The sequence below is a fragment of the Sphingopyxis sp. 22461 genome (assembly GCF_052044915.1).
Lineage (GTDB): Bacteria > Pseudomonadota > Alphaproteobacteria > Sphingomonadales > Sphingomonadaceae > Sphingopyxis.
Window position 1 is genome coordinate 318,149 of record NZ_JBQENY010000002.1, and the last position, 23,070, is coordinate 341,218.

The 23,070-nt window shown below is 63.3% G+C and carries 25 protein-coding genes and 1 pseudogene; 16 read left to right on the forward strand and 10 right to left on the reverse strand.

Annotated features, from left to right (window positions below):
• Window positions 1-63 precede the first annotated feature (63 nt).
• Window positions 64-1,761 carry a histidine kinase famiy protein gene (locus tag ACTJI5_RS04130; protein WP_137892594.1) on the reverse strand — a complete coding sequence of 566 codons (1,698 nt, stop codon included), beginning with the start codon at window positions 1,759-1,761 and terminating at the stop codon, window positions 64-66.
• A 174-nt stretch (window positions 1,762-1,935) separates the two neighbouring features.
• On the opposite strand from ACTJI5_RS04130, the gene ACTJI5_RS04135 reads away from it, so the two are divergent.
• Complete coding sequence (locus ACTJI5_RS04135) at window positions 1,936-4,443, forward strand: PAS domain-containing protein (protein ID WP_440859462.1); 2,508 nt, start codon at window positions 1,936-1,938, stop codon at window positions 4,441-4,443.
• 984 nt (window positions 4,444-5,427) lie between these two features.
• Here the strand turns inward: ACTJI5_RS04135 and ACTJI5_RS04140 are convergent.
• The 4 genes from ACTJI5_RS04140 to ACTJI5_RS04155 form a co-directional block, all read right to left on the reverse strand.
• Window positions 5,428-5,832 carry a response regulator gene (locus tag ACTJI5_RS04140; protein WP_137892590.1) on the reverse strand — a complete coding sequence of 135 codons (405 nt, stop codon included), beginning with the start codon at window positions 5,830-5,832 and terminating at the stop codon, window positions 5,428-5,430.
• Window positions 5,799-6,188 (reverse strand): response regulator, encoded by a 390-nt coding sequence (locus tag ACTJI5_RS04145; RefSeq protein WP_171013728.1) that lies wholly within the window; start codon window positions 6,186-6,188, stop codon window positions 5,799-5,801. Before ACTJI5_RS04145 ends, ACTJI5_RS04140 begins: the two co-directional genes overlap by 34 nt.
• A gap of 121 nt (window positions 6,189-6,309) precedes the next feature.
• Window positions 6,310-7,035, reverse strand: a complete 726-nt coding sequence (locus tag ACTJI5_RS04150) for an SDR family NAD(P)-dependent oxidoreductase (RefSeq protein WP_137892586.1) — start codon at window positions 7,033-7,035, stop codon at window positions 6,310-6,312.
• Between the two features lie 100 nt (window positions 7,036-7,135).
• Window positions 7,136-7,723, reverse strand: coding sequence for a PAS domain-containing protein (locus ACTJI5_RS04155; RefSeq protein ID WP_171013737.1), 588 nt, complete (start codon window positions 7,721-7,723; stop codon window positions 7,136-7,138).
• A 202-nt stretch (window positions 7,724-7,925) separates the two neighbouring features.
• Here ACTJI5_RS04155 and ACTJI5_RS04160 point away from each other — a divergent pair, with 202 nt between their 5' ends.
• From ACTJI5_RS04160 to ACTJI5_RS04170, 3 genes are all read left to right on the forward strand, one after another.
• Window positions 7,926-8,870, forward strand: coding sequence for an NAD(P)/FAD-dependent oxidoreductase (locus tag ACTJI5_RS04160; RefSeq protein WP_440859463.1), 945 nt, complete (start codon window positions 7,926-7,928; stop codon window positions 8,868-8,870).
• Window positions 8,867-10,429, forward strand: a complete 1,563-nt coding sequence (locus ACTJI5_RS04165; protein ID WP_137892582.1) for a phytoene desaturase — start codon at window positions 8,867-8,869, stop codon at window positions 10,427-10,429. Before ACTJI5_RS04160 ends, ACTJI5_RS04165 begins: the two co-directional genes overlap by 4 nt.
• A 258-nt stretch (window positions 10,430-10,687) precedes the next feature.
• A complete protein-coding gene (locus ACTJI5_RS04170; RefSeq protein WP_137892580.1) occupies window positions 10,688-12,061 on the forward strand; it encodes a cryptochrome/photolyase family protein in 1,374 nt (457 codons plus the stop codon).
• 18 nt (window positions 12,062-12,079) lie between these two features.
• On the opposite strand, the gene ACTJI5_RS04175 is transcribed toward ACTJI5_RS04170, so the two are convergent.
• Together ACTJI5_RS04175 and ACTJI5_RS04180 are read right to left on the reverse strand one after the other, a co-directional pair.
• On the reverse strand, window positions 12,080-12,418 hold the full coding sequence (locus ACTJI5_RS04175) for a putative quinol monooxygenase (protein ID WP_056350178.1): 339 nt from the start codon (window positions 12,416-12,418) through the stop codon (window positions 12,080-12,082).
• On the reverse strand, window positions 12,415-12,837 hold the full coding sequence (locus ACTJI5_RS04180; protein ID WP_440859464.1) for a nuclear transport factor 2 family protein: 423 nt from the start codon (window positions 12,835-12,837) through the stop codon (window positions 12,415-12,417). Before ACTJI5_RS04180 ends, ACTJI5_RS04175 begins: the two co-directional genes overlap by 4 nt.
• Window positions 12,838-13,055: 218 nt before the next feature.
• On the opposite strand from ACTJI5_RS04180, the gene ACTJI5_RS04185 reads away from it, so the two are divergent.
• The gene (locus tag ACTJI5_RS04185) at window positions 13,056-13,610 is read left to right on the forward strand and encodes a fasciclin domain-containing protein (protein WP_171013724.1); all 555 of its coding nucleotides are present in this window, start codon (window positions 13,056-13,058) and stop codon (window positions 13,608-13,610) included.
• A gap of 60 nt (window positions 13,611-13,670) precedes the next feature.
• Here ACTJI5_RS04185 and hemH read toward each other — a convergent pair whose 3' ends face one another.
• Complete coding sequence (gene hemH, locus ACTJI5_RS04190; RefSeq protein WP_440859465.1) at window positions 13,671-14,729, reverse strand: ferrochelatase; 1,059 nt, start codon at window positions 14,727-14,729, stop codon at window positions 13,671-13,673.
• Window positions 14,730-14,842: 113 nt separating this feature from the next.
• Here hemH and groEL point away from each other — a divergent pair.
• The 4 genes and pseudogenes from groEL to ACTJI5_RS04210 all read left to right on the forward strand — a co-directional run.
• Window positions 14,843-15,007 (forward strand): annotated as a pseudogene (gene groEL, locus ACTJI5_RS04195) (chaperonin GroEL); the annotation flags it as partial.
• A gap of 283 nt (window positions 15,008-15,290) precedes the next feature.
• On the forward strand, window positions 15,291-15,890 hold the full coding sequence (gene folE / locus ACTJI5_RS04200) for a GTP cyclohydrolase I FolE (protein ID WP_137892574.1): 600 nt from the start codon (window positions 15,291-15,293) through the stop codon (window positions 15,888-15,890).
• A 115-nt stretch (window positions 15,891-16,005) separates the two neighbouring features.
• Window positions 16,006-17,247, forward strand: coding sequence for a tryptophan synthase subunit beta (gene trpB / locus ACTJI5_RS04205; protein WP_137892572.1), 1,242 nt, complete (start codon window positions 16,006-16,008; stop codon window positions 17,245-17,247).
• Between the two features lie 76 nt (window positions 17,248-17,323).
• Window positions 17,324-17,671: a response regulator gene (locus ACTJI5_RS04210; protein ID WP_137892570.1), complete on the forward strand. Its 348-nt coding sequence runs from the start codon at window positions 17,324-17,326 to the stop codon at window positions 17,669-17,671.
• 35 nt (window positions 17,672-17,706) lie between these two features.
• Here the strand turns inward: ACTJI5_RS04210 and ACTJI5_RS04215 are convergent, their stop codons facing one another.
• Entirely contained in the window at window positions 17,707-17,826 is a 120-nt protein-coding gene (locus ACTJI5_RS04215; RefSeq protein ID WP_225940948.1) for a DUF1993 family protein, read from the reverse strand.
• A gap of 63 nt (window positions 17,827-17,889) precedes the next feature.
• On the opposite strand from ACTJI5_RS04215, the gene ACTJI5_RS04220 reads away from it, so the two are divergent.
• Window positions 17,890-18,252, forward strand: coding sequence for a hypothetical protein (locus ACTJI5_RS04220; protein ID WP_137892568.1), 363 nt, complete (start codon window positions 17,890-17,892; stop codon window positions 18,250-18,252).
• A gap of 224 nt (window positions 18,253-18,476) precedes the next feature.
• On the opposite strand, the gene ACTJI5_RS04225 is transcribed toward ACTJI5_RS04220, so the two are convergent.
• Entirely contained in the window at window positions 18,477-18,962 is a 486-nt protein-coding gene (locus ACTJI5_RS04225; protein ID WP_088473391.1) for a hypothetical protein, read from the reverse strand.
• A gap of 274 nt (window positions 18,963-19,236) precedes the next feature.
• Here ACTJI5_RS04225 and ACTJI5_RS04230 point away from each other — a divergent pair, with 274 nt between their 5' ends.
• The 6 genes from ACTJI5_RS04230 (at window position 19,237) to ACTJI5_RS04255 (ending at window position 23,038) form a co-directional block, all read left to right on the forward strand.
• The gene (locus ACTJI5_RS04230) at window positions 19,237-19,680 is read left to right on the forward strand and encodes a hypothetical protein (protein ID WP_137892566.1); all 444 of its coding nucleotides are present in this window, start codon (window positions 19,237-19,239) and stop codon (window positions 19,678-19,680) included.
• On the forward strand, window positions 19,677-20,549 hold the full coding sequence (locus ACTJI5_RS04235) for a hypothetical protein (protein WP_440859466.1): 873 nt from the start codon (window positions 19,677-19,679) through the stop codon (window positions 20,547-20,549). The genes ACTJI5_RS04230 and ACTJI5_RS04235 overlap by 4 nt, the downstream gene beginning before the upstream one ends.
• A 290-nt stretch (window positions 20,550-20,839) precedes the next feature.
• Window positions 20,840-21,319, forward strand: coding sequence for an Hsp20 family protein (locus ACTJI5_RS04240; RefSeq protein ID WP_054727968.1), 480 nt, complete (start codon window positions 20,840-20,842; stop codon window positions 21,317-21,319).
• 74 nt (window positions 21,320-21,393) lie between these two features.
• Window positions 21,394-21,909 carry an Hsp20/alpha crystallin family protein gene (locus tag ACTJI5_RS04245; RefSeq protein ID WP_440859467.1) on the forward strand — a complete coding sequence of 172 codons (516 nt, stop codon included), beginning with the start codon at window positions 21,394-21,396 and terminating at the stop codon, window positions 21,907-21,909.
• Window positions 21,893-22,444, forward strand: coding sequence for an NADH dehydrogenase ubiquinone Fe-S protein 4 (locus ACTJI5_RS04250; RefSeq protein ID WP_082395595.1), 552 nt, complete (start codon window positions 21,893-21,895; stop codon window positions 22,442-22,444). Before ACTJI5_RS04245 ends, ACTJI5_RS04250 begins: the two co-directional genes overlap by 17 nt.
• A gap of 33 nt (window positions 22,445-22,477) precedes the next feature.
• Complete coding sequence (locus tag ACTJI5_RS04255) at window positions 22,478-23,038, forward strand: hypothetical protein (RefSeq protein WP_440859468.1); 561 nt, start codon at window positions 22,478-22,480, stop codon at window positions 23,036-23,038.
• Window positions 23,039-23,070 lie beyond the last annotated feature (32 nt).

Below are 23,070 nucleotides of genomic sequence, written 5' to 3' on the forward strand. Positions count from 1 at the left end.
CGAGACCGGGGGCTTGGTTTCTGAAGTGCAACAGGCCGTTTACCCACCGGGCGATTGAAACGATCATTCCTCGGCAGCACCGAAGTCAGACGGGCGTCGCCGAGCAGAATTTTCATCCCTGTGCGCCAGCGCCTGTGCGATGCGATCGAGCAGGTCGGCCCGGCGATAGGGTTTGCCAAGCACGTCACGCTCGCTGCGAAGTGGTCCTTCGACGACTAAGTCCTCGTTATAGCCCGTGGTCATCAACACGGGCACTTGAGGTGCGAGCCGCCGGACTGCTTCCGCGAGCGCAATGCCATCCAGGTTTCCGGGCATCACCAAGTCGGTGAAGACTAGATCCACCATGTCGGTGGCAAGCAGGTGCTCAAGCGCCACGAGACCCGCGTCACCATTCTCGGCGACCGTTACGCGATAACCAGCGTCCTCGAGATTTTCGCGCGCCAGCGCGCGGACTTCGGCATCGTCTTCGACCAGGAGAATATGGGCCTCGCCGCGTTCGACAGACTGTTTCGGACCCGCAACCGGCAATTCGGCATCATCAGATGTCGAGACCGGGAAAAGAATGCGTACGGTGGTGCCCTTGCCGACCTCGCTCTCGATTTCGAGCCGCCCCCGCGATTGCAGGACGAAGCCGCTCGCCATCGCGAGGCCCAGCCCTGTCCCCTTCCCGGTAGCCTTGGTCGTGAAAAACGGCTCCACCGCCCGCGCGATCACATGCTGCGCCATGCCTTCGCCATCGTCGACTAGCTCGACCGAGATATAGTCACCCGGAGAAAGTCCCCGGGCCGGTGCATCGCCGTTCAGATGGACCTTCGCCGTTGCAATCGTCAGGACGCCACCTCCCGGCATCGCGTCGCGCGCGTTTAGCGCAATATTGAGGATCGCCATTTCGAGCTGCTCGGGATCGACGACCGCCTTTGGAAGGCCGCGCCGGAGCGACAGGTGCAGTTCGATGCGGCCGCCGAGCGAAGCCTCAAGCATGTCGGCGAAGCCGTTGATGCAATCGTTCACATCGACAGCCCGGGGCGTCAGCCTCGTCTTGCGCGCAAACGCGAGGAGCTGGCCCGTGAGTTTGGCGCCGCGCTCCGCTGCCCCGCGCGCACGCGCTAGATAGCTTCGTTGTTTCTCATCCTCGATCCGGGTCCCGAGCAATTCGAGATTACCGTTGACGACCTGAAGCAGATTGTTGAAATCATGCGCGAGCCCGGCGGTGAGCTGACCGATTGCCTCCATCTTTTGGGCCTGCTGCGACGCCTGTTCGCTCTCTCGCCGCCGCGTCACATCGAGCTGGCTTGCGAAGAAATGCAGAAGCTTGCCGCCAGTGTCATAAACCGGTCCGATAAAGACCGCATTCCAGAACGGCGTCCCATCCCGCTTGTAGTTCAATATCTCGAGGGCGATCGACTGGCGGTTCGCGACTGCAGACCGGAGGTCCGCGACACGCTCGCGATCGGTTTGCGGCCCTTGCAGGAAACGGCAGTTCCGCCCGAGAACCTCGGTCTCTTCATAGCCGGTCAGATCGAGGAAGGCCTTGTTCGCAAAAACGATCGGATTATCGGCAATGTTCGGATCGGTCAGGATCATCGGCATCCTGGTCATCTCGATTGCGGCGAAGAAGATATTGCTTCGCTCGTCGAGGCCAGAATGGGTCAGCGTGGTTTCGCGTCGATGATCGCCAAGAGTGGCTCCAGCCGAAGGTTCGGTCCCGCTCGCTCCGGCGTCGAGCTCCTCATGATCTGTCACGCCGTCAACAGCCTCCATTTCGCCCGCTTACCGGGCGGCTAACATCGTGATACCCCATACGCCCACGTGCCGATTTTGTTGCACCGTAGCGTGGCTCTTACCGGAACGAAATCGTCCCTATGGCGTTCAATCGCGGGGAAATTGTCAAGGGTCGGCCAAGGTGGCGGATCGTCCCATGCGAACGGGAGACGCATGCCACGGTCCGATCAGCTAAGCCGCGAGGAATTGCTCGAGCGTCAGGCATTTCAACTCGCCCTGCTTACAGAGCTGCGCGATCTCGCGGACCCCGTGGCGATCCTCGCGGCAGCGGCCACGCGGCTCGGCACTCATCTCGGCGCGACACGGTGCGGCTTCGCTTCGAACGCCGGCGAGGCCGGCATGAAAATCGCGTCTGAATGGACGAAAGACGGCGCGTCGCGCAGCGGCGAGGTTTCACGATTGCAGGGGGCGACGAACGGCGAGCTCGCCCAAGGTGACACCGTAGTCACGACAGGACACAAATCCGATGACCATTCGCGGCACGACATTGCGGCACAGATTCTCTGTCCCATGACACGCGAAGGCGTGCTGGAATCGGTGCTTTACGTCGAAAAGGACGCGCCGCACGCATGGACGACGGGCGAAATCGCGCTCGTCGAGGATGTCGCGCTTCGCATTCGCGAGGCGGTCGATCGTGCGCGCAGCGACGCGGCGCTCAAGGCCAGTCGCGAAGAACTCGAGCTCGCGACACGCGCCGCCGAGCTTGGTCGTTATGATTATCGCCCGCGCGAGATGAGTCTATCCTGGGATGACCGGTGCCGTGCACTCTTCGGGATGTCATCGGGAGTTCCGGTCAGCTACGAAAGCGCATTTCTCGCCGGCCTTCACCCTGATGATCGCGAGCGCGCAAACCGCGCCGTCGCCGCGGCTCTCGATCCCGATGGAAGTCACCGGTTCGATGTCGAGTATCGCACGGTCGGCATCGAAGACGGGGTTCTTCGTCACATTCGTGCGCAAGGCCTCGCATTTTTCGACGGCCGAGAGCCTGTTCGGCTCATCGGCACCGTGCAAGATGTTACGCGCGACCGCGAGGCCAGCGCCAAGCTGCGCGAGGTCGAGGAGCGCCTTCGTCTCGCGGGACGCGCCACGAACGATGCGATCTGGGACTGGGATTTTCGCACCAATCATGTGACGTGGAATGCCGCTCTCGAAAGCGCTTACGGTCACAGGCCCGACGACGTTGTGCCGACCGGCGAATGGTGGCTTGCGCAGATCCACGCTGAAGACCGCGCGCGGATCGATGCGAGTATCCATCATGTGATCGACGGAGGCGCGAGCGATTGGACTGACGAGTATCGCTTTCGCCGTGCGGACGGCAGCTACGCCGACATTCTCGACAGGGGCTATGTCATTCGCGGTGAGGATGGCGCGCCGATCCGGATGGTGGGCGCAATGCTCGATGTATCGGCGCGCAAAGCGGTAGAGCGCCAGCTTCAACAGGAGCGCATGCGGCTGGTCGAAGAGGTCAAAGAGACCGCAGCAGAGCGTGACCGTGCCGAAGAGGCGCTCCGGCAGTCTCAGAAAATGGAAGCTGTCGGCCAGCTCACAGGCGGCATCGCGCATGACTTCAATAATCTGCTGACCGGCATTTCGGGGTCGCTCGAAATGATGCAGATCCGCATCGCTCAGGGTCGCGTCGCAGAGATCGACAAATATTCGGTCGCCGCGCAGGGCGCGGTCCGGCGCGCCGCTGCGCTCACGCACCGCCTACTCGCCTTCTCGCGCCGTCAGACGCTCGATCCCAAGCCGTGCGACGTGAACCGGCTGATCTTCGACATCGAGGAATTGGTGCGCCGAACGGTGGGCCCCTCGATCACGGTGGAGACGGTAGGCAAGGCGGGATTGTGGACGACGCTGGTGGACACCAATCAGCTCGAGAACGCCATTCTCAACCTGTGCATCAACGCGCGCGACGCGATGCCCGAGGGCGGACGGATCACGATCGAGACGGCTAATAAATGGCTCGACGGACGTGGCGCAAGGGAGCGCGATCTCGATCCCGGCCAATATGTGTCCCTTTGCGTCACCGACACTGGGACGGGCATGACCGAAGAGGTCTCCGCGCGCGCTTTCGATCCTTTCTTCACGACCAAGCCGCTTGGCGAAGGCACAGGCCTCGGCCTGTCGATGATTTACGGATTTGCGCGTCAATCGGGAGGACAAGTTCGTATTTACAGCGAGATCGGGATGGGAACGACCATGTGCATCTATCTTCCGCGCTACATGAGCGCTGAGGAGCCCGACACGGTCGATCCCGATCCGCCCGCGCCAACGTCGATCGATGGCGCCGGGCCGGCACGCGGCAATGTGCTGGTCGTCGACGACGAGCCGACGATCCGCATGCTCGTCGCCGAAGTGGCCGAGGAATTGGGCTATCAGGTTCTCGAGGCGTTCGACGGGCCGAGCGCGATGCGGGTCCTGCAGGCAAAGGAGGCCATCGATCTTCTGATCACCGACGTCGGTCTACCTGGCGGCATGAACGGACGGCAGATAGCCGATGCCGCTCTCAGCCTTTGCCCTAGCCTGAAAATTCTTTTCATCACGGGCTATGCGGAGAATGCTGTCATCGGAAGCGGGAGGCTCGCGCCTAACATGGCGCTCATTACCAAGCCTTTTGCGATGGACGCGCTCGCGCACCGGATTCGCGAAATCATGGTCTGACCGGGCACGCACAGCCCATTTTTCACTCGTCGAGCCGCAATGCTGTTTTGATGCCGCTGGGTAGAGGTGCGCTATAATCTGCGCTGCGCCCCGCCTTCGATTTTCCAAATATTCGCACCCGATTTGGTCATTCGGGCGAGCAGCTGATCGCCCTCCCAAAGCTCAACTTAGGTACCGTCCTTCTCATTGCGAGCCTCAAGAAAAGCCTGATCGGGACTTTCAGCGTAGAAATCCACGCGACGCTCTCCAGCCAGCAAGTCGGTGATGAGAAGATGATAAGCACCCATTGCCAATACCTCCGGCAGCAGAACCAAACACTATACCGGTCACCTGGCCCGTATCCGGTGATCCGAGGATGCGCCTCGGAACCTGCGGGCTATTTCAGGGCGGCCCAGCATCGCTACGTGCTCTTTAGCAAAAACGGCGTGCGCGTGCGACTCCGCGTTGAGCGGATCGCGTCCTGCATACGCGGTCCCCACTCTTTTCGGGAGCCGCAGAAAACAGTGCTTCTTTGGACATTCATTCCGCATCGACAATGTCTGACACCCCGAGAAATTGTCTTAACCTAAGTTACTTCCGTCGCCCTAAGGCATGCAGCGAGGAAGACGCGCGACCGACTACGTCCCGATGATTGTCAGGTGATCCGGGTGCTATGCCCTTGTCCCTATTCGATCAGGCAACTGCCCGGGAATTCGGATCCACCTGGATCAATTTGTCCCGCCTTTGGTTAAATTTCATACTGCGCTGCAACCGGAGGGCAGCCATCCAATCAACCAATTGGAAGCGCAGGAAACCCGCTACGATACTGTGCGCCTGCGCACGCGGATGACAGCGCGGACGGGCAGACGGCAATTCCGCTCAGTGATAGAACCGGCTGACCAAGCGCGACCGTGAAGACGAGCGTTGGCGGGTGGGACTGTGACGAGCCATAGAGGGCGCGGCCGATCAGACCGGGTTATATTCGTCGTGAGGAGTTGAGGTGAGTTACAAGTGACGTCGTCTGCTTGACGCCAGCAAACGCTTGATGTGAGCAGCGACGCTTTCCGGATCATAAGGCCGCGCTAGGTGCGGACCTTCATCACACAGATGGCCTGCCGCCTTAGCGGCGGAATCGATGTTGCCGGCGAGAACAATTTCAACATCAGGATAGGTTTGCTTGACCCAAATCCGAAGCTCGAACGCATTTAAACTCCCCGAAAGACTAGCATCGGCAAGCAGGGCGTCAATCTCCACCGCGCCTTCCTCCAGCGCAGTCACCACCTCGTCCGACGTCGCCGCCTCGAAAACCTTGTAGCCACAATGGCGAAGATATTCTGCGAGTGCATTGCGTATGAGGACGTCAGCGTCAGCCACGATCAGGCACTGTGGCTGTTGGAGTTCTTCTGCCATGGGTCTCCGATCAACCGGGCGGTCGCTTCTAAAAGGTCAGCAACGGTATAGGGTTTAGCGAGAAATTCATCGGCGGGGGATGCTTCCGATTTCAGAAGATGCGCCGAGCAGATGATCACGGGACGGGCAGGCGCGAGCCCTTTTGAGCGCCGCGCCACTTGAAGCCCATCGACTTGGCCAGGCATTCGGACGTCGGTAATGATGAGATCGATGACCGGCGGGGAATCCAGGATATCGAGCGCCTCCTCGCCAGTCGCAGCTTCCACCACGTCATATCCGACGTCCCGCAGCGCATCGGCGAGCACAAAACGGATAAGTAATTCGTCCTCGACAAACAATATGACCTGGTTTCGCACTGTAGGCCCTCTCCCGTATCGCACCCTCGGCGGACTCGTTTGAATCGGCACCCCGTTGCGCTCGGGATATTGACCGAACGGCTGAAACGGTTTGCCGTTCCGTCGCATCGGGCAACCAGTATCAGAATGGAATGCGTTCACCATCCCATGCGAAAACGTCGCCACTATCCGCCGGCGTCAGCTGGTCGATCACAGCAAGCATTAGCGCCGCGCTTTTGCGCGCTGAAAATAGCTTCGAAGGCGGAACCCGAGCCTGGAATGGCTCCGAGAGAGGCGTTTCGACGGTTCCCGGGTGCAGTGCAGCGACGGTCGCTTCCGGATTGCTGCGGCGAAGTTCTATCGCGAAGCAGCGCACCAGAGCATTGAGCGCCGCCTTGGAGGCCCGGTAGCTGTGCCATCCGCCTAGCCTGTTGTCTGCAATCGAACCAACGCGCGCAGAAAGAAATATGGCGACCGCCCGGTGTCTCCGGCCGAGCAGTGGAAGAAAATGCTTTGCGGCGAGCGCGGGCCCGATGCTGTTGACCGCGAATACTTCGGCCATAACCGATGCATCGAGCTGCCGAAGGCTCTTTTCAGGACGGATGTCAGCCCCGCGATGCAGCAGCCCCGTCGCCACGATCAACAAGTCGAGCGCGCCATCCTGGGCAATTTGGCGACCTGCCTCGGCAAGCGTGCCGTCGTCCAATATGTCGATCGTCAGCGTTGTCACATCGGGATGACGCGAAGCATCGGGCCGCCTGGTCCCGGCATAGATGCGGTCAAATCGGCCCGATGCGACAAGTTGCTCGACAAGCGCGGCGCCGATACCGCCGCCACTTCCGATCACCAAGGCGCGCTTGCCGTTCAAATGCCTTCTCCTCACGGCCACAAAGCCGGTCCGGCTGCCTGAAGCTTAATCGGCGGCGGCGCGATATCCCATATGCCTCAAAGGGAAGCTGGAGCGGTGCCTAGAAGCCGGCCTCGACCGCGAGCCGGATCGCATCGGCCGTGGTCTCGACGCCGAGCGCGCGCAGCAGCGCAGCGCGGTGCATCTTGATCGTCCGCTCCGACAGCGACAGCGTGAAGGCAATCTGCTTGTTGAGCTGTCCGCTCGCCATCAGCTTCAACACCTCGCGCTGCCTCGGCGAGAGCGCCTCAATTTGGGCGCGCGCTCGCGTGCTCCGTCCTCCAACGGCCTCGCCAGCCTCGTCGACTTCGATTTGCGAGCCGAGAAAATATTCGAGATTGCCGCCCTGGCCAAAGATTGGCGCGACCAGCACGGCATTGCGGAAGGGCGTTCCGTCTTTCCGGTAGTTGAGGATCTCGACGAGCGCCGGCCTCTGCTCCCGGATGGCGGCGCGCAAGGTCTCGGTCAGTTCGAGCTCGGTGCCCTGCCCGGCGAGAAAGCGGCAATTGCGTCCAAGAATTTCCTCCGGCCCATAGCCGGTGAGCGCCGAGAAGGCAGCATTGCACTCGACGATCGGATTGTCAGGCAGGCGCGGATCGCTGATCACCGCGGCGATCGGGCTGGCCGCGATCATTGTCTTCAATGACATAGTATCTGCCTGCTCTCCCCTGGGTGCCCCAAGGGACATGTTGCGACACTTCCCCTCGCTCATGCAAGCCTGCGTCGATGACAATTGCGACGAACCGGAAAAAATCACGCATGACGCCTCGCACGTCGACAGCGCGGACATCCCTGCAGGCGGAGGCCGGACATTGTCCGTGCCACTTCGGTGACCGCGAGGCCATGGTCTGATGCGGGTCGCGATCATCGGAGCCGGCATTGCGGGGCTCGCGTGCGCGCGGCGGCTGCGCGACGCCGGTCTGGAAGCCACGCTGTTCGACAAATCCCGCGGCATCGGCGGCCGCCTCGCGACCCGCCGCGCCAATCCGGGCAATCCGGAGGTCGCATTCGATCATGGCGCCACGCATTTCACGGCACGCTCGGAAGGCTTTACCAGGCTCGTAGCAGCGTGGGAGAAGGCAGGCCTCGCCGCGCGTTGGCCGGCCGCCGGCGCGGACAGCTGGGTTGGCACGCCGACCATGACTACGCCGCTCAAAGCTCTCGCGGACGATCTCGATGTCCGCCTGTCGCGACCGGTCATAGCCCTGACCAAATCGCCCGCGGGCTGGACGCTCCACAGCGAGGCAAAACGGCTCGGCAAATATGATGCGGCGGTGATCGCCATCCCCGCCGAGCAGGCAGCGCCGCTTCTGTCGCTTCACGATTTCGAGATGGCGCGCGCCGCAATGGCGGCGCGCTATAACCCATGCTGGACCGCGATGTTCGCCTTTGAGGAGCGGATCGAGGAGCTCCCCGATTTCCTCCGCGGCTCGGGTGCCATCGTGACCGCCGCGCGCGACAGCGCGAAGCCCGGCCGCGCGCCGGGCGAGCGGTGGGTCGTGCAAGCCGACTGGACCTGGTCGCAGACGCACCTCGCCTCCGACAGCGCGAGCGTGGCGCCAGCGCTTCTCGCCGAGCTGGGAAAGGTCGCGGGCCGCGACCTGCCCGCCCCGAGCCATATCGCCGCCCATCGCTGGCTATTCTCGCAGCCCTCGGGACAGGATCTGAAGCTGCTCTGGAACCCTGCCATAGGCCTCGGCGCTTGCGGAGACTGGCTCTATCACGGCTTTGTAGAATATGCGTGGCTGTCGGGCCATGTTCTCGGCGCGGCGATTGCGGCAGAGGCGACGCGATGACCCGCGCGATCGTAATCGGAGCCGGCATCGGCGGCCTCGCCCTCGCCATCCGCCTCCAGTCGGCGGGCCTCGATACGCTGCTCGTCGAAGCGCGCGACCGGCCGGGCGGCCGCGCCTATGTCTTCGAGAAGGATGGTTTCACCTTCGATGCCGGGCCGACGGTGATCACCGACCCGGACTGCCTCGCCGAGCTCTGGGAGCTGAGCGGCCAGCGGCTCGAGCGCGATGTCGACCTCGTCCCGGTCTCGCCCTTTTACCGGCTAAGCTGGCCCGACGGATCGACCTTCGATTATGGCAATGACAAGGGGGCGCTCGCCCGTCAGATCGCCGCGCTCGATCCCGCCGATGTGGCGGGATACGAGCGGTTCCTCGGCTATGCCGCCTCGGTTTACGAGGAAGGCTATGTGAAGCTCGGGGCGGTCCCCTTTCTCGATTTTCGCTCGATGCTGAAGGCGGCGCCCGCGCTCCTGCGGCACCGTGCCTGGCGTTCGGTCTATAACACCGTCGCGAGCTATGTGCGTAGCGAGAAGCTGCGCGAGGCGCTTTCCTTCCATACCCTGCTCGTTGGCGGCAACCCGATGGCGACTAGCAGCATCTATGCGCTCATCCACAAGCTCGAGCAGGATGGCGGTGTCTGGTATGCGCGCGGCGGCACCAACCAGCTCGTCGCCGGCATGGCCGCGCTGTTCGCGCGCCTCGGCGGTACGCTGAGGCTCGGCGATCCCGTAGCTCGCATCGAAACCGAAGGCGACCGCGTAACCGGCGTCGTGACGCGGAGCGGGTTTACCGCACGCGCAGATCTTGTCGTCTCGAACGCCGATCTCATGCACAGCTACCGCGACCTGCTCGCGCATCCGCGCGGCAAGCGAGAGGCGAAGCGCCTCGCGCGCAAGAGCTGGTCGCCTAGCCTCTTCGTCCTCCACCTGGGAGTTCGAGGCGCCTTCCCCGATATACCCCACCATATGATCCTGTTCGGTCCGCGCTATCGCGGCCTTCTCGACGACATCTACCGGAACGGCACGCTCGCCGAGGATTTCTCGCTCTACCTTCATCACCCGAGCGCAAGTGATCCGGGCGTCGCGCCCGCAGGTCATAGTAGCTTCTACGCGCTCGTCCCGGTTCCCCATCGCGGCCACGCCCCGCTCGACTGGAAGGTCGAAGGGCCGAAATTGGCAAAGCGCATGATCGCCGAGATCGAACGGCGCTTGATTCCTGACCTTGGCGAGCGGATCGTCACGCAAATCCAATATGCGCCGCCGGACTTCGAGCGGGATCTCGCCGCGCATCTCGGGAGCGCCTTCAGCCTGACGCCAACACTGCTCCAGAGCGCCTATTTTCGTGGGCACAACCGCGACGCGCGCATCGAGAACCTCTATTTTACCGGCGCGGGCACGCATCCCGGCGCTGGTATTCCGGGGGTCGTCGCGAGCGCGAAGGCGACGGCGAGCCTCATTCTCGGCGACTTCGGCATCAGAACTGCGGCAGCCCGCGATCCGGGCGCTCGCGACCGGATAGTCTCCGGGCCCAATGAAGCGGCAGGAGATGCCTCGTCCAGCTGATCGCACGGACGTTCCGATTCTGCCGGCGGCCAGCGCCTTGCGACCCACGCCTGGCCGCGGCGGGGGGCGGTGATTGCTCATCGCCGGGCGGTGCGACGCCACGTCGCACCGCCCAACCTTCCCCTTGCTCGCGCTCGCAAAGCGGCTTTTCATTGCCTGAACTGCCCGAAAGGTCATCTTTTGCGGAGGTCGGAGCCTGCCAGATGAGGAAATCCGCGATCGCCCGCACCCCAGCCCGCCAAAAAGGGAACCGTCGCCATGCCGCCCGCCATCTTGTGGCTCCGTCAGGACCTCCGCATCACCGACCATCCGGCGCTCCTCGCGGCGATCGCCGAAGGTCCGGTCATTCCGCTCTACATATTGGACGACGAGAGCCCCGGAACGCGCGTGATCGGCGGCGCGCAGCGCTGGTGGCTCCATCACAGCCTCACCGCGCTCGACGCGAGCCTTCGCAAACGCGGCAGCCGGCTCGTCCTGCGCCGCGGCCCTGCCGCCGAAATAGTCGAACGCGTCGCGGCGGAAGCCGGGAGCACAAGGGTTCACGCGACCCGCTGTTACGAGCCCTGGTGGCGGCGCTGCGAGGACGCGCTGGACGCCAGGCTTGCGCTGCGGCTCCATGACGGCAATTATCTTGCGCCGCCCGAGAGCATCACCAATGCGCAAGGCGCCCGCTACCGGGTCTTCACACCATGGTATCGCGCGCTCCTGGGGCGCATGCCCCCCGCCCTTCCCTATGCCGCGCCCGATCATATTCCGGCTCCCGAGGTCTGGCCGGCGTCGGATAATCTTGCCGATTGGGGGCTGACCCCGACCAGCCCGGACTGGGCCGCAGGATTTGGCGACTGGCGCCCAGGCGAGAAGGGCGCATGGCGCGCGTTGCGCGACTGGCTGCCGCTTGCCGGCGACTATAAGACCCGCCGCGATTTTCCTTCGCTCCCCGCGACATCGCGGCTGTCGCCGCATCTTCATTTCGGCGAAATCAGCCCTCGGTCGATCTGGCATGCGCTCGGCGAGCGCGACGATGCGGGCGCCGAAACCTTTCGGTCGGAGCTTGGCTGGCGCGAACATGGCATCAATCTCGTCGACCAGATGCCCGATTATGGCGATCGGAACGGGCGCCCCACCTTCGATAATTTTGGCTGGCGGAGCGGCCCCGGAGCCGACCGGGACTTCGCCGCCTGGACCCGGGGGCGGACCGGCTACCCGGTGGTCGACGCGGGCATGCGCGAGCTCTGGCGCACGGGCTGGATGCACAACCGCGTGCGGATGGTCACCGCCTCCTTCCTCGTCAAACATCTGCTGATTGATTGGCGCCGCGGTGAGCGCTGGTTCTGGGATACGTTGCTCGACGCCGATCTCGCCTCGAACGCGATGAACTGGCAATATGTTGCGGGCACCGGCGTCGACGCGCCGGTCTTCTCGCGCATCATGTCGCCGCTGCTCCAGAGCGAGCGGTTTACGATGGGAGATTATGTCCGCACTTATGTTCCCGAACTTGCGCATCTGTCGGACGCCGAGATCACCGCCGCTCATGGTCAGGACGCGCAGGTGCCCACCTATCCGCAACCGCTAATCGGGCACGATGCGGCGCGGGCGCGGGCCCTCGCTGCCTGGGAAGCCCTGCGCGGCTAGCGAGAGAGGGCCGCGGCGCTAGTCGAAAGCGGCACTTGCCACGCCGTGGCTGTTATAGACGGGCCCTTCGCGCGACACCGCGAATTTGCGGCTCGACGACGCGCGCACGCCAAATGCGCCTATATGCCCCAGCATTCCCCTGTATTGCGGCCCGGCGAGATGCGCTGCGAGCGCAGCTTCGCCGTCCCATTCCTCGAACACGTGGATGCGCGTCGCCACATGCGGATCGAGGGTCCAGGCGTAAGCGAGACAGCCCGGCTGTGCGAGCGCGCCTTCGATCCAGCCGCGCGCACCCGCCAGCGCCTCTCCGCGCGTCTCGGGATCGATATCGATGACCGCCTGGATTAGGATCTTCATGCCTGCACCTCGCTTGCTGAAAGCTGAGGCAACGGTCGAAACCGCCGCTCTGTAAACAGCCACCGACCATCAATTTGGCGGCAGACGTCGTCATAGATGCCAAGGGTCCGGTGAAGGGCGCCGTCGCGCAGGAAGATTTCCTCGGTGTAGGACCGCATGGCCGCGGTCTCGCCATGGACCTCGATCGAACCCGACCAAGCGCGAAAGACGATGTCGGGAAAGGCGCGCATCGCCGTGCGCCAGGTGTCGACGATCTTCGCCTTGCCCTCGAAGATCCCGAACCCGGGAAGCGACCATCGGCCGCCTTCGTCCCAGGTCGCCGCCCAGGCTTCGCTGTCGGCACGGTTGACCGCGTCGGCATAGGCATCGAGCAGGTCGCGAAGCGCCAGCCGGTCTTCGAACGATCCCTCAAACGGCATGGATGCCCCCTTCTTGCCCGGCTGCGTCGATCGCCAGCCTGCCGCCTATTTGCCTGCAGCCGATCGGAGGGAGAACTGCCGTTATCGCTAGCGGCGATGGGCCACCGAGTGCGGGCCGGATAACCCGCCCCAAAGGACAGGTCGCCGAGGCGGAGCGGCGCGCCTAATTCCGTACCTGTCCTATCCCCCCGGGACGAACATTCGAAAAGGAATGACCAATGGCTATTTCCCGTATCTCTCTTTCGCTCGCCGCAGCAGCGCTTGCGCTCGCCGGCGGCATCGCGGCCGCCAAAAACCCGATGGTCGGCGGCGCCGCGATGTACGAGACCAACACCATCGTCGAAAATGCCGCCAATTCGAAGGACCACACGACACTCGTCACGGCGGTCAAGGCCGCCGGCCTCGCCGAGACCCTTTCGGGGGCAGGCCCGTTCACGGTCTTTGCGCCCACCAACGCTGCCTTTGCCAAGCTTCCCGCCGGCACCGTCGACACGCTGCTCAAGCCCGAGAACAAGGCGATGCTGACGGGCATCCTTACCTATCATGTCGTGCCGGGCCGCCTGACCGCGACCGATATTGCCGCGCAGGCCAAAGCCAATGGCGGCAAGGCCATGCTTACCACGGTGCAGGGTGCCAAGCTCACCGTCTGGGAGAAGGATGGCAGCTGGTATGTGAGCGACGCCAAGGGTGGCACGGCGAAGATCGGCCCCGCCGACGTTCTTCAGTCGAACGGCGTGATCCACGTCATCGACGGCGTGCTGCTTCCCGCCTGACACGGTATCGGGGCCGCGCGACACTTGTTGGCGCAGCGCGGCCCCGATAATCAAAAGCCCTCAAAGCCAACCGGAAAGTTCGCTCCTTATCAGCGCGGCGAGCATATCCATCCCGACATCGCTGTCATTCAGACAGGGCACATAAGCGAAATGGCGTCCGCCGGCGGCAAGGAACTGCTCGCGGCCGCGGATGGCGATTTCCTCGAGGGTCTCGAGGCAATCTGCAGCGAACCCCGGCGCGATCACGACCACCGACCGGCCTTCTCGCCCGAGCGTTTCGAGCGTCATGTCGGTTGCCGGTGTCAGCCACTGGGCCTTGCCGAAGCGCGACTGAAAGCTCGGAACGACACTCTTCCCCAAGACCTCGCCCAACCGACGCGCGGTCTTGAGGCACATGCAGTGATAGGGATCGCCAAGATGCAGAGTGCGCTCGGGCATGCCGTGGAAGCTCGCGACGATCGTGTCGGGTACAAAGGCGAGGCCGCCGATCGCACGTCCGAGCGACGACGCCAGCGCCTCGACATGGCGATCGTCATCATAATAGGGCGGAAGGACACGCAGCGCCGGCTGCCAGCGCAGGCGCGCCATATGCGCCTGGACCGCATCACCAACGCTTGCGGTCGTCGCGGCGCAATATTGAGGATAAAGAGGCGCAACGAGAATGCGGCGACATCCTGCCGCAAGAAGCGCGTCGATGCCGTCCGAGATCGAGCCGCTGCCATAGCGCATCGCATGCGCGACCACCGCAACACCTCCCAGCGAAGCCTGAAGCGCCCTTGCCTGGCGGCGGGTGATCGCCGCGAGCGGCGAGCCCTCTGACGTCCAGATTTCGCGGTAGACACGCGCGGATTTCCGCGGCCGAACGGCAAGGACGATCCCGCGGAGGATCGGCTGCCAGATCAGCGAGGGCAGTTCGACCACGCGCCGGTCGGAGAGAAATTCCGCGAGATAGCGCCGCACCGCACCGCTCGTCGGCGCGTCGGGCGTGCCGAGGTTTACGAGAAGCACGCCGATGCGGTCGACCGGCACGGCGGGGTGACCCGTTGGCAATCGGGCGGGATCCGCTTCTTCGTAACGGTCGCCGATTCTGACCGTTAGCAGAGGCCCTTCGTCATTCATTGCAATCTCCGCGGACAGGACGCCTTGCGGCGACCGTGCCGCGCGATGTTGACCGCATGTCTCCGACTTGTCCCGCGCCGCCAAGCTGCACCAAGGGGCAGACTGGATGCGAGTATCAGGACCTCGTCAAGGCCGGCGTGATCGATCCCGCCAAGGTCGTTCGCACCGCGCTGCAGAATGCCGCGTCGGTCGCGTCGCTGCCGATAACCACCGAGGCGCTCGTCGCCGAACTGCCGAAGGAGGAGAAGGCCGCGCCGATGCCGGCGATGGCCTTCTGACAGGCCGGGGGCGGCGGGGCCACCGCCGCCCCCGCATTTCCGTACCCGCCCTATTCACCCAACCACCGCGCACCGCGCCACGCCTCGTCAAGCGAGCGAAGGGCATTTCTGCATTCCGGGGCTCACCCGAGGTCCGTGCACCCAACGCGCTTCCAACCGACGATCTGCCCCAAGGGACATGTTGCGACGCCATGCTGCGCTCGGGCATGCGCCGATCCGGCGGTCCACCTCCCTCTCCTCCCCTCCCGGACCGCCAACCCTTCGCCGTCAGGAGGCCAGGACCATGCTTCACGTGCCCCCTTTCAGTCCCACAGTTGACGGCGCGATACCCCCCGAGGTTCTCGCGTCGGTCGAGACGCTGCTCCGCTGGGTCGGCGAGGACCCTCAGCGCGAAGGCCTGCTCGACACACCGCAGCGCGTCGCACGTGCCTGGAAGGATTACTGCCAGGGGTATGACGAGGATCCGGCGGTGCATCTCTCGCGCACCTTCGAAGAGGTCGGCGGCTATGACGAGATCGTCTTGCTGCGCGACGTCCCGTTCCAGTCGCATTGCGAGCATCATATGGCGCCGATCACCGGAAAGGCGTCGATCGCCTACCTTCCCCGCGACCGCGTCGTCGGCATCTCCAAGCTCGCGCGCGTACTGAACGGCTATGCACGCCGGCTGCAGGTGCAGGAGCGCCTGACCGCCGAGGTCGCCCGATGCATCTGGGACAATCTCCGTCCGCACGGCGTCGCCGTGGTGATCGACGCCCAGCATGGCTGCATGACCGGGCGCGGCGTGCGCACGCCGGGCGTCGGCATGGTCACGAGCCGGCTCCTCGGCTGCTTCCTCGACGACCAGCGGAGCCGCAAGGAAGTGCTCGCGCTGATGGGCCATTGATGCGCCGGTCGATGATCCGGACCGGTCTTGCGGGCTTTACCTGCCTGCGTGAGGCGCGCGCCGAAATCCTGTGCGCCGCCGCCTCACGCCGGTTTCCTGCCGGGGTTGCGCCGACATGACTCAGGGGTCGCAACCCTCCGACGATCCTGGCCATCTTCCGAACAGCTTGCGCAGGCAGCCGGACGACGCGGGTCATTTCGGGAAATTCGGGGGCCGCTTCGTCCCCGAAACGCTCATGCCCCTCATCCTCGATCTGGAGCGCGAATATCGAGCCGCAAAGCGCGACCCGGCCTTCCAGGCCGAGTTCGACGACCTGCTCGAACATTATGTCGGCCGTCCCAGTCCGCTATATTTCGCGCCGCGCTTGACGTCCGCGCTCGGCGGCGCTCAGATCTGGTTCAAGCGCGACGAACTCAATCACACCGGCGCCCACAAGATCAACAATTGCGTCGGGCAGATCCTGCTGGCGATCCGGATGGGCAAAACCCGCATCATCGCGGAAACGGGCGCGGGCCAGCACGGGGTGGCGACGGCAACCGTCTGCGCGCGCTTTGGCCTGCCCTGCGTCGTCTATATGGGCGCCGCCGACATCGCGCGGCAAGCGCCCAATGTCTTCCGCATGAAGCTGCTGGGCGCCGAGGTCGTGCCGGTCACGGCCGGCGCCGAGACGCTGAAGGACGCGATGAACGAGGCGCTGCGCGACTGGGTCGCCCATGTCGAGGACACTTTCTACATCATCGGCACTGCGGCCGGCCCGCATCCCTATCCGGAACTTGTGCGCGATTTCCAGAGCGTGATCGGAAGGGAAGCGCGGGCCCAGATGCTGGCCCGTGCCGGCCGCCTACCCGATCTCTTGGTCGCCGCGATCGGCGGCGGATCGAATGCGATCGGTCTCTTTCACCCGTTCCTCGACGACCCGATGGTCAAGATGCTCGGCGTCGAGGCCGCCGGCCATGGCCTCGACAAGGAACATGCCGCGTCACTGGCCGGCGGGCGTCCCGGCATTCTTCACGGCAACAAGACCTATCTACTGCAGGATGACGACGGGCAGATCGTCGAAGGCCATTCGATCAGCGCAGGTCTCGATTATCCCGGCATCGGCCCCGAGCATGCATGGCTCAAGGAAATCGGACGGGTGGACTATAGCTCCGCGACCGACGCCGAAGCGCTCGAAGCCTTCCAGCTTCTATGCAGAACAGAGGGTATCATCCCCGCGCTTGAGCCCAGTCACGCCGTCGCCGCGGTTGTCAGGATCGCGCCGGCGATGCCGAAAGATAGTATCATCATCGTAAACATGTGCGGACGCGGGGACAAGGACATATTCTCCGTGGCCCAGCATCTCGGCGTGGAACTTTGAGCGCGACGAACGGTAGGGGCACGGAAGTTGTGATCGAAGACACTGGCGCTACAGATTTCGGATCTATGAGGGACGGATGATGATAAGGGTGTTTCTTGTAGAAGACGATCCGCTGGTGGCGATGATGCTTGAGGGGTATCTCGACGTGCTTGGACACGAGATCGTGGCAACCGCAGCGACCGTCGCGGAGGCGCTGGATCTCGTCGCGAAGCGAGATTTCGACCTCGCAATATTGGATGTTCACCTTGCCGATGGCAAAACGAGCGAGGCGGTCGCTTCCGCGTTGAGCGATGCCGGGAAGGCTTTCATAGCGACGAGCGGAGATGCGACGATCATGGCGGCTGAATTTGATGGCCCGCCAGTTCTTCGCAAACCTTTCAGGATTGCCGAGCTCGAACGGGCAATCGCCGCTATAATGGGGTAGCCCGCGGTCACAGGCCGGAGCCTTCTCGACGGTCGTTATTCGGGCGCGACTTGGTGACGGGCCATGTGCGGCATGAAATCCATCTTGCCTATGGCAAGACCTGCGTTGCGCAGCGGCGCGTAAGCCATCGTCGCATGAAAGTAGAAATTTGGCATGATCCAGTCGCGGACTCAAAGCCGCGATTGCAGCCTTAACATTCTCGTGGCAGATTGTCGTCGATGGGGTCGTTTCGTAGTTTTTTGATCATCCTTTGGCTGGCGCTGGCCGCCTACACCGCAGTAGTCATTTCTCGCCACGGCCTTGGATTGTTACCGATCTTTTTCGGAGACGTGGCGAAGCTGGGATGGCCCGGGCAGTTCAACCTCGATTTTCTCTGCTTTCTCATCCTCTCTGCGCTTTGGACGGCTTGGCGGAATGGATTCAGTGCGATCGCCCTGCTCCTCGCGCTCATCGCCTTTTTCGGAGGCGCGGGTTTCCTGCTTCCCTACCTCGTCTTTCTCACAGTTCGTGAACGAGGAAACATGCCCCGGGTGCTGATCGGCGCGCGAACCCGAAGAGGTGAGCCTTACAGCGGACGATGAGCGCGACGGCATTTCGCCGTCATCGAACGAACCGCGCTTCTCGCGGCGCCGCTTGGCCGGTAGGAGACTGACCGCTTCTCGGCACCGAACCGGGTATAGCGGACCTTGCCAATGTGACGAACGTCAAAGAGTGCGGCGGCCGCAGCATCTGGGAGATCGCCATTTTGCAACTTCGAGGACTCGGGCTTAGAAACTGGCGTTCGTCGACAATTTCACGGTGATCTTTACCACCCACTCTCGGCGGCAGCCGACATGATACAGGCAGTTGCAAACAGAGATTGCTGAAATTTAGCCTGCCGTTCGCCAAAGAACGCAACTTGCAAATTGATCGTGGCTGTCTGTTTTGCGGCGTCGACCGGGGTGCCACCCGAGCCGAAGCAAGTCCATTTCTGGATGCCAACTCCCGCCCCTTGCACGACGATGATCACAGCTGCCCCTCCACGTGCGGTGAGGATGGCCCGAATGCAGGCCTCGCTATTCGAGGCTGCGCATGCCCGCACCTTACTGCGATCAGTCCCCGGGGCAGCCCGCTCGAACGCGCCGGAGTAGGCCGCCAGCGTAACATAGGCTTCAGCAAGGCCTTCTTCGCCAAGGTCAGCAGAGTAGGCAATCACATCGATCCGCGGCGGCGGCGGTGCCGCGAAGGCCGGTGTGACCATTAGCATCGAAGGGAAGAAGAGCGCGAGCAATGAGCGGCTGACGATGGGCAATGACTTCTCCCGATAAAATTCCGGCGGCTTTGGCGTCGCCAGCGTTCGTCAATGGAATTCCGCGACTTACGGTCCGGCGTTTTGCTTAGCGGCTACCCGCCATATTTCCAAATTGCTTCGCTACGACGTGTCGGTTAGCCCGGAGCCGGGAGAAATGCCTATGCGAGCCTGGCCAATCTTGTTTTCAATATGTCTGATCAGCATGCCAGCACAGGCGGCAGAAAAAACGACCTATGGGTGGTGCGAACGGCGCGAACCGACGGACATATATCGCATGTCAGGGCTCATGCAGAAATCGCCGAGCACGTCCACGGTCGACATCGAGAACGCTTTTCGCGCCTCTCTTGGAACCGAAGAGAGCGTCACCTGCTGGTTCTATTATTCCAGCCCCAGCGAAGGCGAAGACTATTTCAACCGGCGGCAGTACGTGGTCACGACCGAGGAGAAGCGCCAGTTCACACTAACAGGATGGACCGGTCCCTATGCGATCACCGGCAAGCCGGCGCCTAAACCCGCCGGAGCCGTTCTGACGGTAGAAGCGGCCCCTGTCGCACAGCCTGATGCAGAAGCGGCAGCCCGGGCCGCAATAATCGCGCAGCGCCGCGAAGTGGATGCTCGCGTCGGTGCGGCAGCCCGTGCCGCGCAAGCAGATGCTGAATATCAAGCAGAGCTCAGCAAGTTTTTCGAGGAACTGCGCCGCCGAGGACGCGCCCAATGAAGGCCTTTCTGGCTGCGGCCAGCCTTTTTGCGATCCCGATAGCCGGTGCGCAGGTGCCTACGGGTAGCGCGCAGACGTTCCCCGATCTGCGCGAGACGACGCCACCGGAACCATCGCCACCGCGCGGATCGCCCCCCCGCATCATTCCCGGCACGCTGGTGAAGATGTCGGGGGGCGACGCCAATCTGCGGCAGTTTGTGGCGCTGGCCGGAAGCGAGATCACAATCACACTGCGTGGTACAGGCCTTATCGCTGCAGTCCTTTATGACGCCGACGGCACTGCCCTTGCCGTGCGGGAGGCGACGACCGTCGCGCGCATTCGGCAAAAACTGCCCAAAGACGGAGTCTATTATCTCGCGCCCATTGCTCCGTCGGGTTCACAACTCGAGTTGTCGCTGGATTTGGCACTTCCCCCGCCGCCGCCAGAACCGGACTGGATGCGCAGAATCACGAAGCTCCCGACGATCGCGACCGATTACGGACCGGCATTCCCAATCGCTCCCGGGCAATTAATCTCGGGCAATTTTGGACAGGCGGCTGTGTCCCGGTTCGACCCAGCGCGGTCGGCCGTCCTCTACCGCTTCGAAGGGCGATTGGCGCAGCGCGTGACGGTAGCGGTGCGGTCTTCCGATGCCCACAGCCTAGTCTGGATAGCGCGCGGCCCGAGCGATCCGAAAATGCTCCGTTCGAGTGACGCCCAGTATAAAGGCGACGTGGGTTATGACAGCGTGCTCGATCGATACCTGCCGGCCGACGGAACATATTTCATAATCGTTCAAACCTATGCCGACGGACCGAAAGGTCAGCGCGACCTATCTGCCCCAAGGCCGTCCGCCGGCGAATTCACTATCGAGATGCAGCTGAAGTAAGAATCTCACATCGAAGCCGATCACGATCGCCTAAGCCGCAGTGCTTACCGATGCTGGCCGATTGCCGTCAGGCAGCTTTTCGGTACCAATCGCATATAGCGGCCATTCGTCGCTCGCGCGTCAATCCGTCTGAGCGGAGTCCGATCGCAAAAAATCTCTTGAAAGCGATTTTCCGCTTCCTAACTTTTTATCGCCGGGTGCCGAAGCCGGGCCCGGTGGGTCAAATGAGAGCGCCGGCTCTCTCCGGCGTTTCTCACGCCCAAATTGCTCAATTTTGGAGGATTTGGAAAATGAGAAGCAGTTTTGATTTTGCGCCCTATCGGCGCTCCACGGTTGGCTTTGATCGCTTGTTCGATCTCCTCGAGACCGATCTTCGCGGCGACGCCGGCGAAGGCTATCCGCCTTTCGATCTTTCGCGACAGGGCGAGGACAGTTACCGCATCACGCTTGCGGTGGCGGGCTTCCGTCCCGGGGATATCGAGGTGGTGGCCCAGCAGAACCAACTCATCATCAGCGGCAAGCGCGGCGAGGATAATGACGAGGGGCAGTATCTACACCGCGGCATTGCGGCCCGCGCCTTCGAACGGCGCTTCCAGCTTGCCGACTATGTCGAAGTCGCCTCCGCCGACTTCGATAATGGTTTGCTGAAAATCGATCTGCGGCGCGTCGTCCCCGAGGCAATGAAGCCGCGCAAGATCGAGATCGGCGGCAGTTCCCCTGCCAATGATCGCCTGGAAGCGCCGAAGAAGAAAGACCTCGAAGCGGCCTGATCGGGGCACCGGCTCGCCGCCCGCAGCGGCGGCGAGCCACGCTGAAACTCTCTAGCCAGAAAGGAGATGCTATCATGGCTATTCGTGATCTGATCCCCTGGAGCCGGCAGGAGAACCGGCTCCCTGTTCCGGTGAGCGCCGAACGTGAACGGGGCGATCATCCGCTTGTGTCGCTTCACCGCGACGTCAATCGCCTGTTCGACGATGTCTTCCGCGGGTTCGGTTTGCCGACGTTCGGTGGCTTCAGCCGCGAGCCGTCGTGGCCGAACCTCGAGTTCGGCGAGACCGACACCGAAGTTCGGGTGATTGCCGAGCTTCCCGGTCTTGATGAGAAGGATGTCGAGATCACCGTCGAGGAAGGCGTTCTGACGCTCCGCGGCGAGAAGAAGTCCGAGGTCGAGGACAAGGACCGCGGCTACACCGAACGCAGCTACGGCCGCTTCGAACGGCGGATCGGCCTGCCGCGCGGTGTCGAACGCGACAAGGCGAGCGCGACGTTCCAGAATGGCGTGCTCACCATCACCCTGCCCAAGTCGGAGGCGGTGAACGAGAACGTCCGCCGCATTCCGGTCAATGCGCGGGCGGCTTGACGGGCAGGCCCGGGACTTCGGTCCCGGGCCGAGCCTGCCGGGCGCCACAGTACAAGTCGTGCCGGCGGTGGCAGCCAACGATAATCAATGGCCAGCCGAACATCGCATTTGCGCGCTGCCGCCCGACGCCCGGGCGATTATCGAGCCTCTGCCCATCGGCACCAACCGTGCGGGCCGCGCGCAGGCGAGCCGGTGGCGATTGCGTTTTGCTCCGCGCTGGCGTCCCAGAGCGGATCCTCTCACCGGCTGGGCCGGAGGTGGCGATCCGCTAGCGCAAGTGCAGCTTCGGTTTGCGACCCCCGGTGCCGCCGAGCGCTATTGCCGGAGCGAAGGCATCCCGTTCGAGATCCGGGACCCCGCCGGGAAACGCAGGTCAGATTTGCCCTGCCTGATCGGCGAAGCCCCGCCCCGGCTTTGCTGCTCGCCAACCGGTCCGCACGCGCTCTGCTGCGGCAATTATCCGATCGGCGCGCAGGGTAAGGAGCGACTCAACTCGGACCCGCCGAGTCATTCTGCGTTCAGTTTCGCCGGATAGATTTCCGTTTCCACCATCAACACAGGAGGACGATTGATGCGTAAAATCCGTACGGCCGTCTTCGCCAGCATCGCGGCGTTGGCAGCCGCAGGCACGGCGGTAGCGGCAACCGCAGATACCCGGGTGATGAAAGTCGGCCTGCCCGACGGTTCGGTCGCCCGGATCGAATATCAAGGCGAAGTCGCACCGAAGGTGACCGTGGTACCGGCGGTGAAGCTCATTCCGGTCCAGTGGACCGATCCTTTCGAAGCCGCCCCCTTCGCCATGTTCGACCGGATCGCAGCGGCAATGCACCGGCAAACCGAGATGATGATGCAGCAGGTGCATACGCTGCAGCGCGAACCGAACGCGCTTGGCATGATGAACCTTGCCGGCTTCGGCTCGCTACCCGCGGGGACGGTGAGTTATCGCTTCTCTTCCACCAGCATCGGCAATGGAACATGCAGCCGCAGCGTTCAGGTCACCTCCCTCGGGGCGGGGCAGCAGCCCAAGGTCATGTCCAAGAGTTCGGGCGACTGCGGCCACGCGGCCAAGGCGCCGGGCGGCGAAGCGAGTGCGGCCGAGAATGTCGGCAAACCCCTGCAAACGACATGACCGTCGGGGAGCGGCGCCTGCGCGCCGCTCCC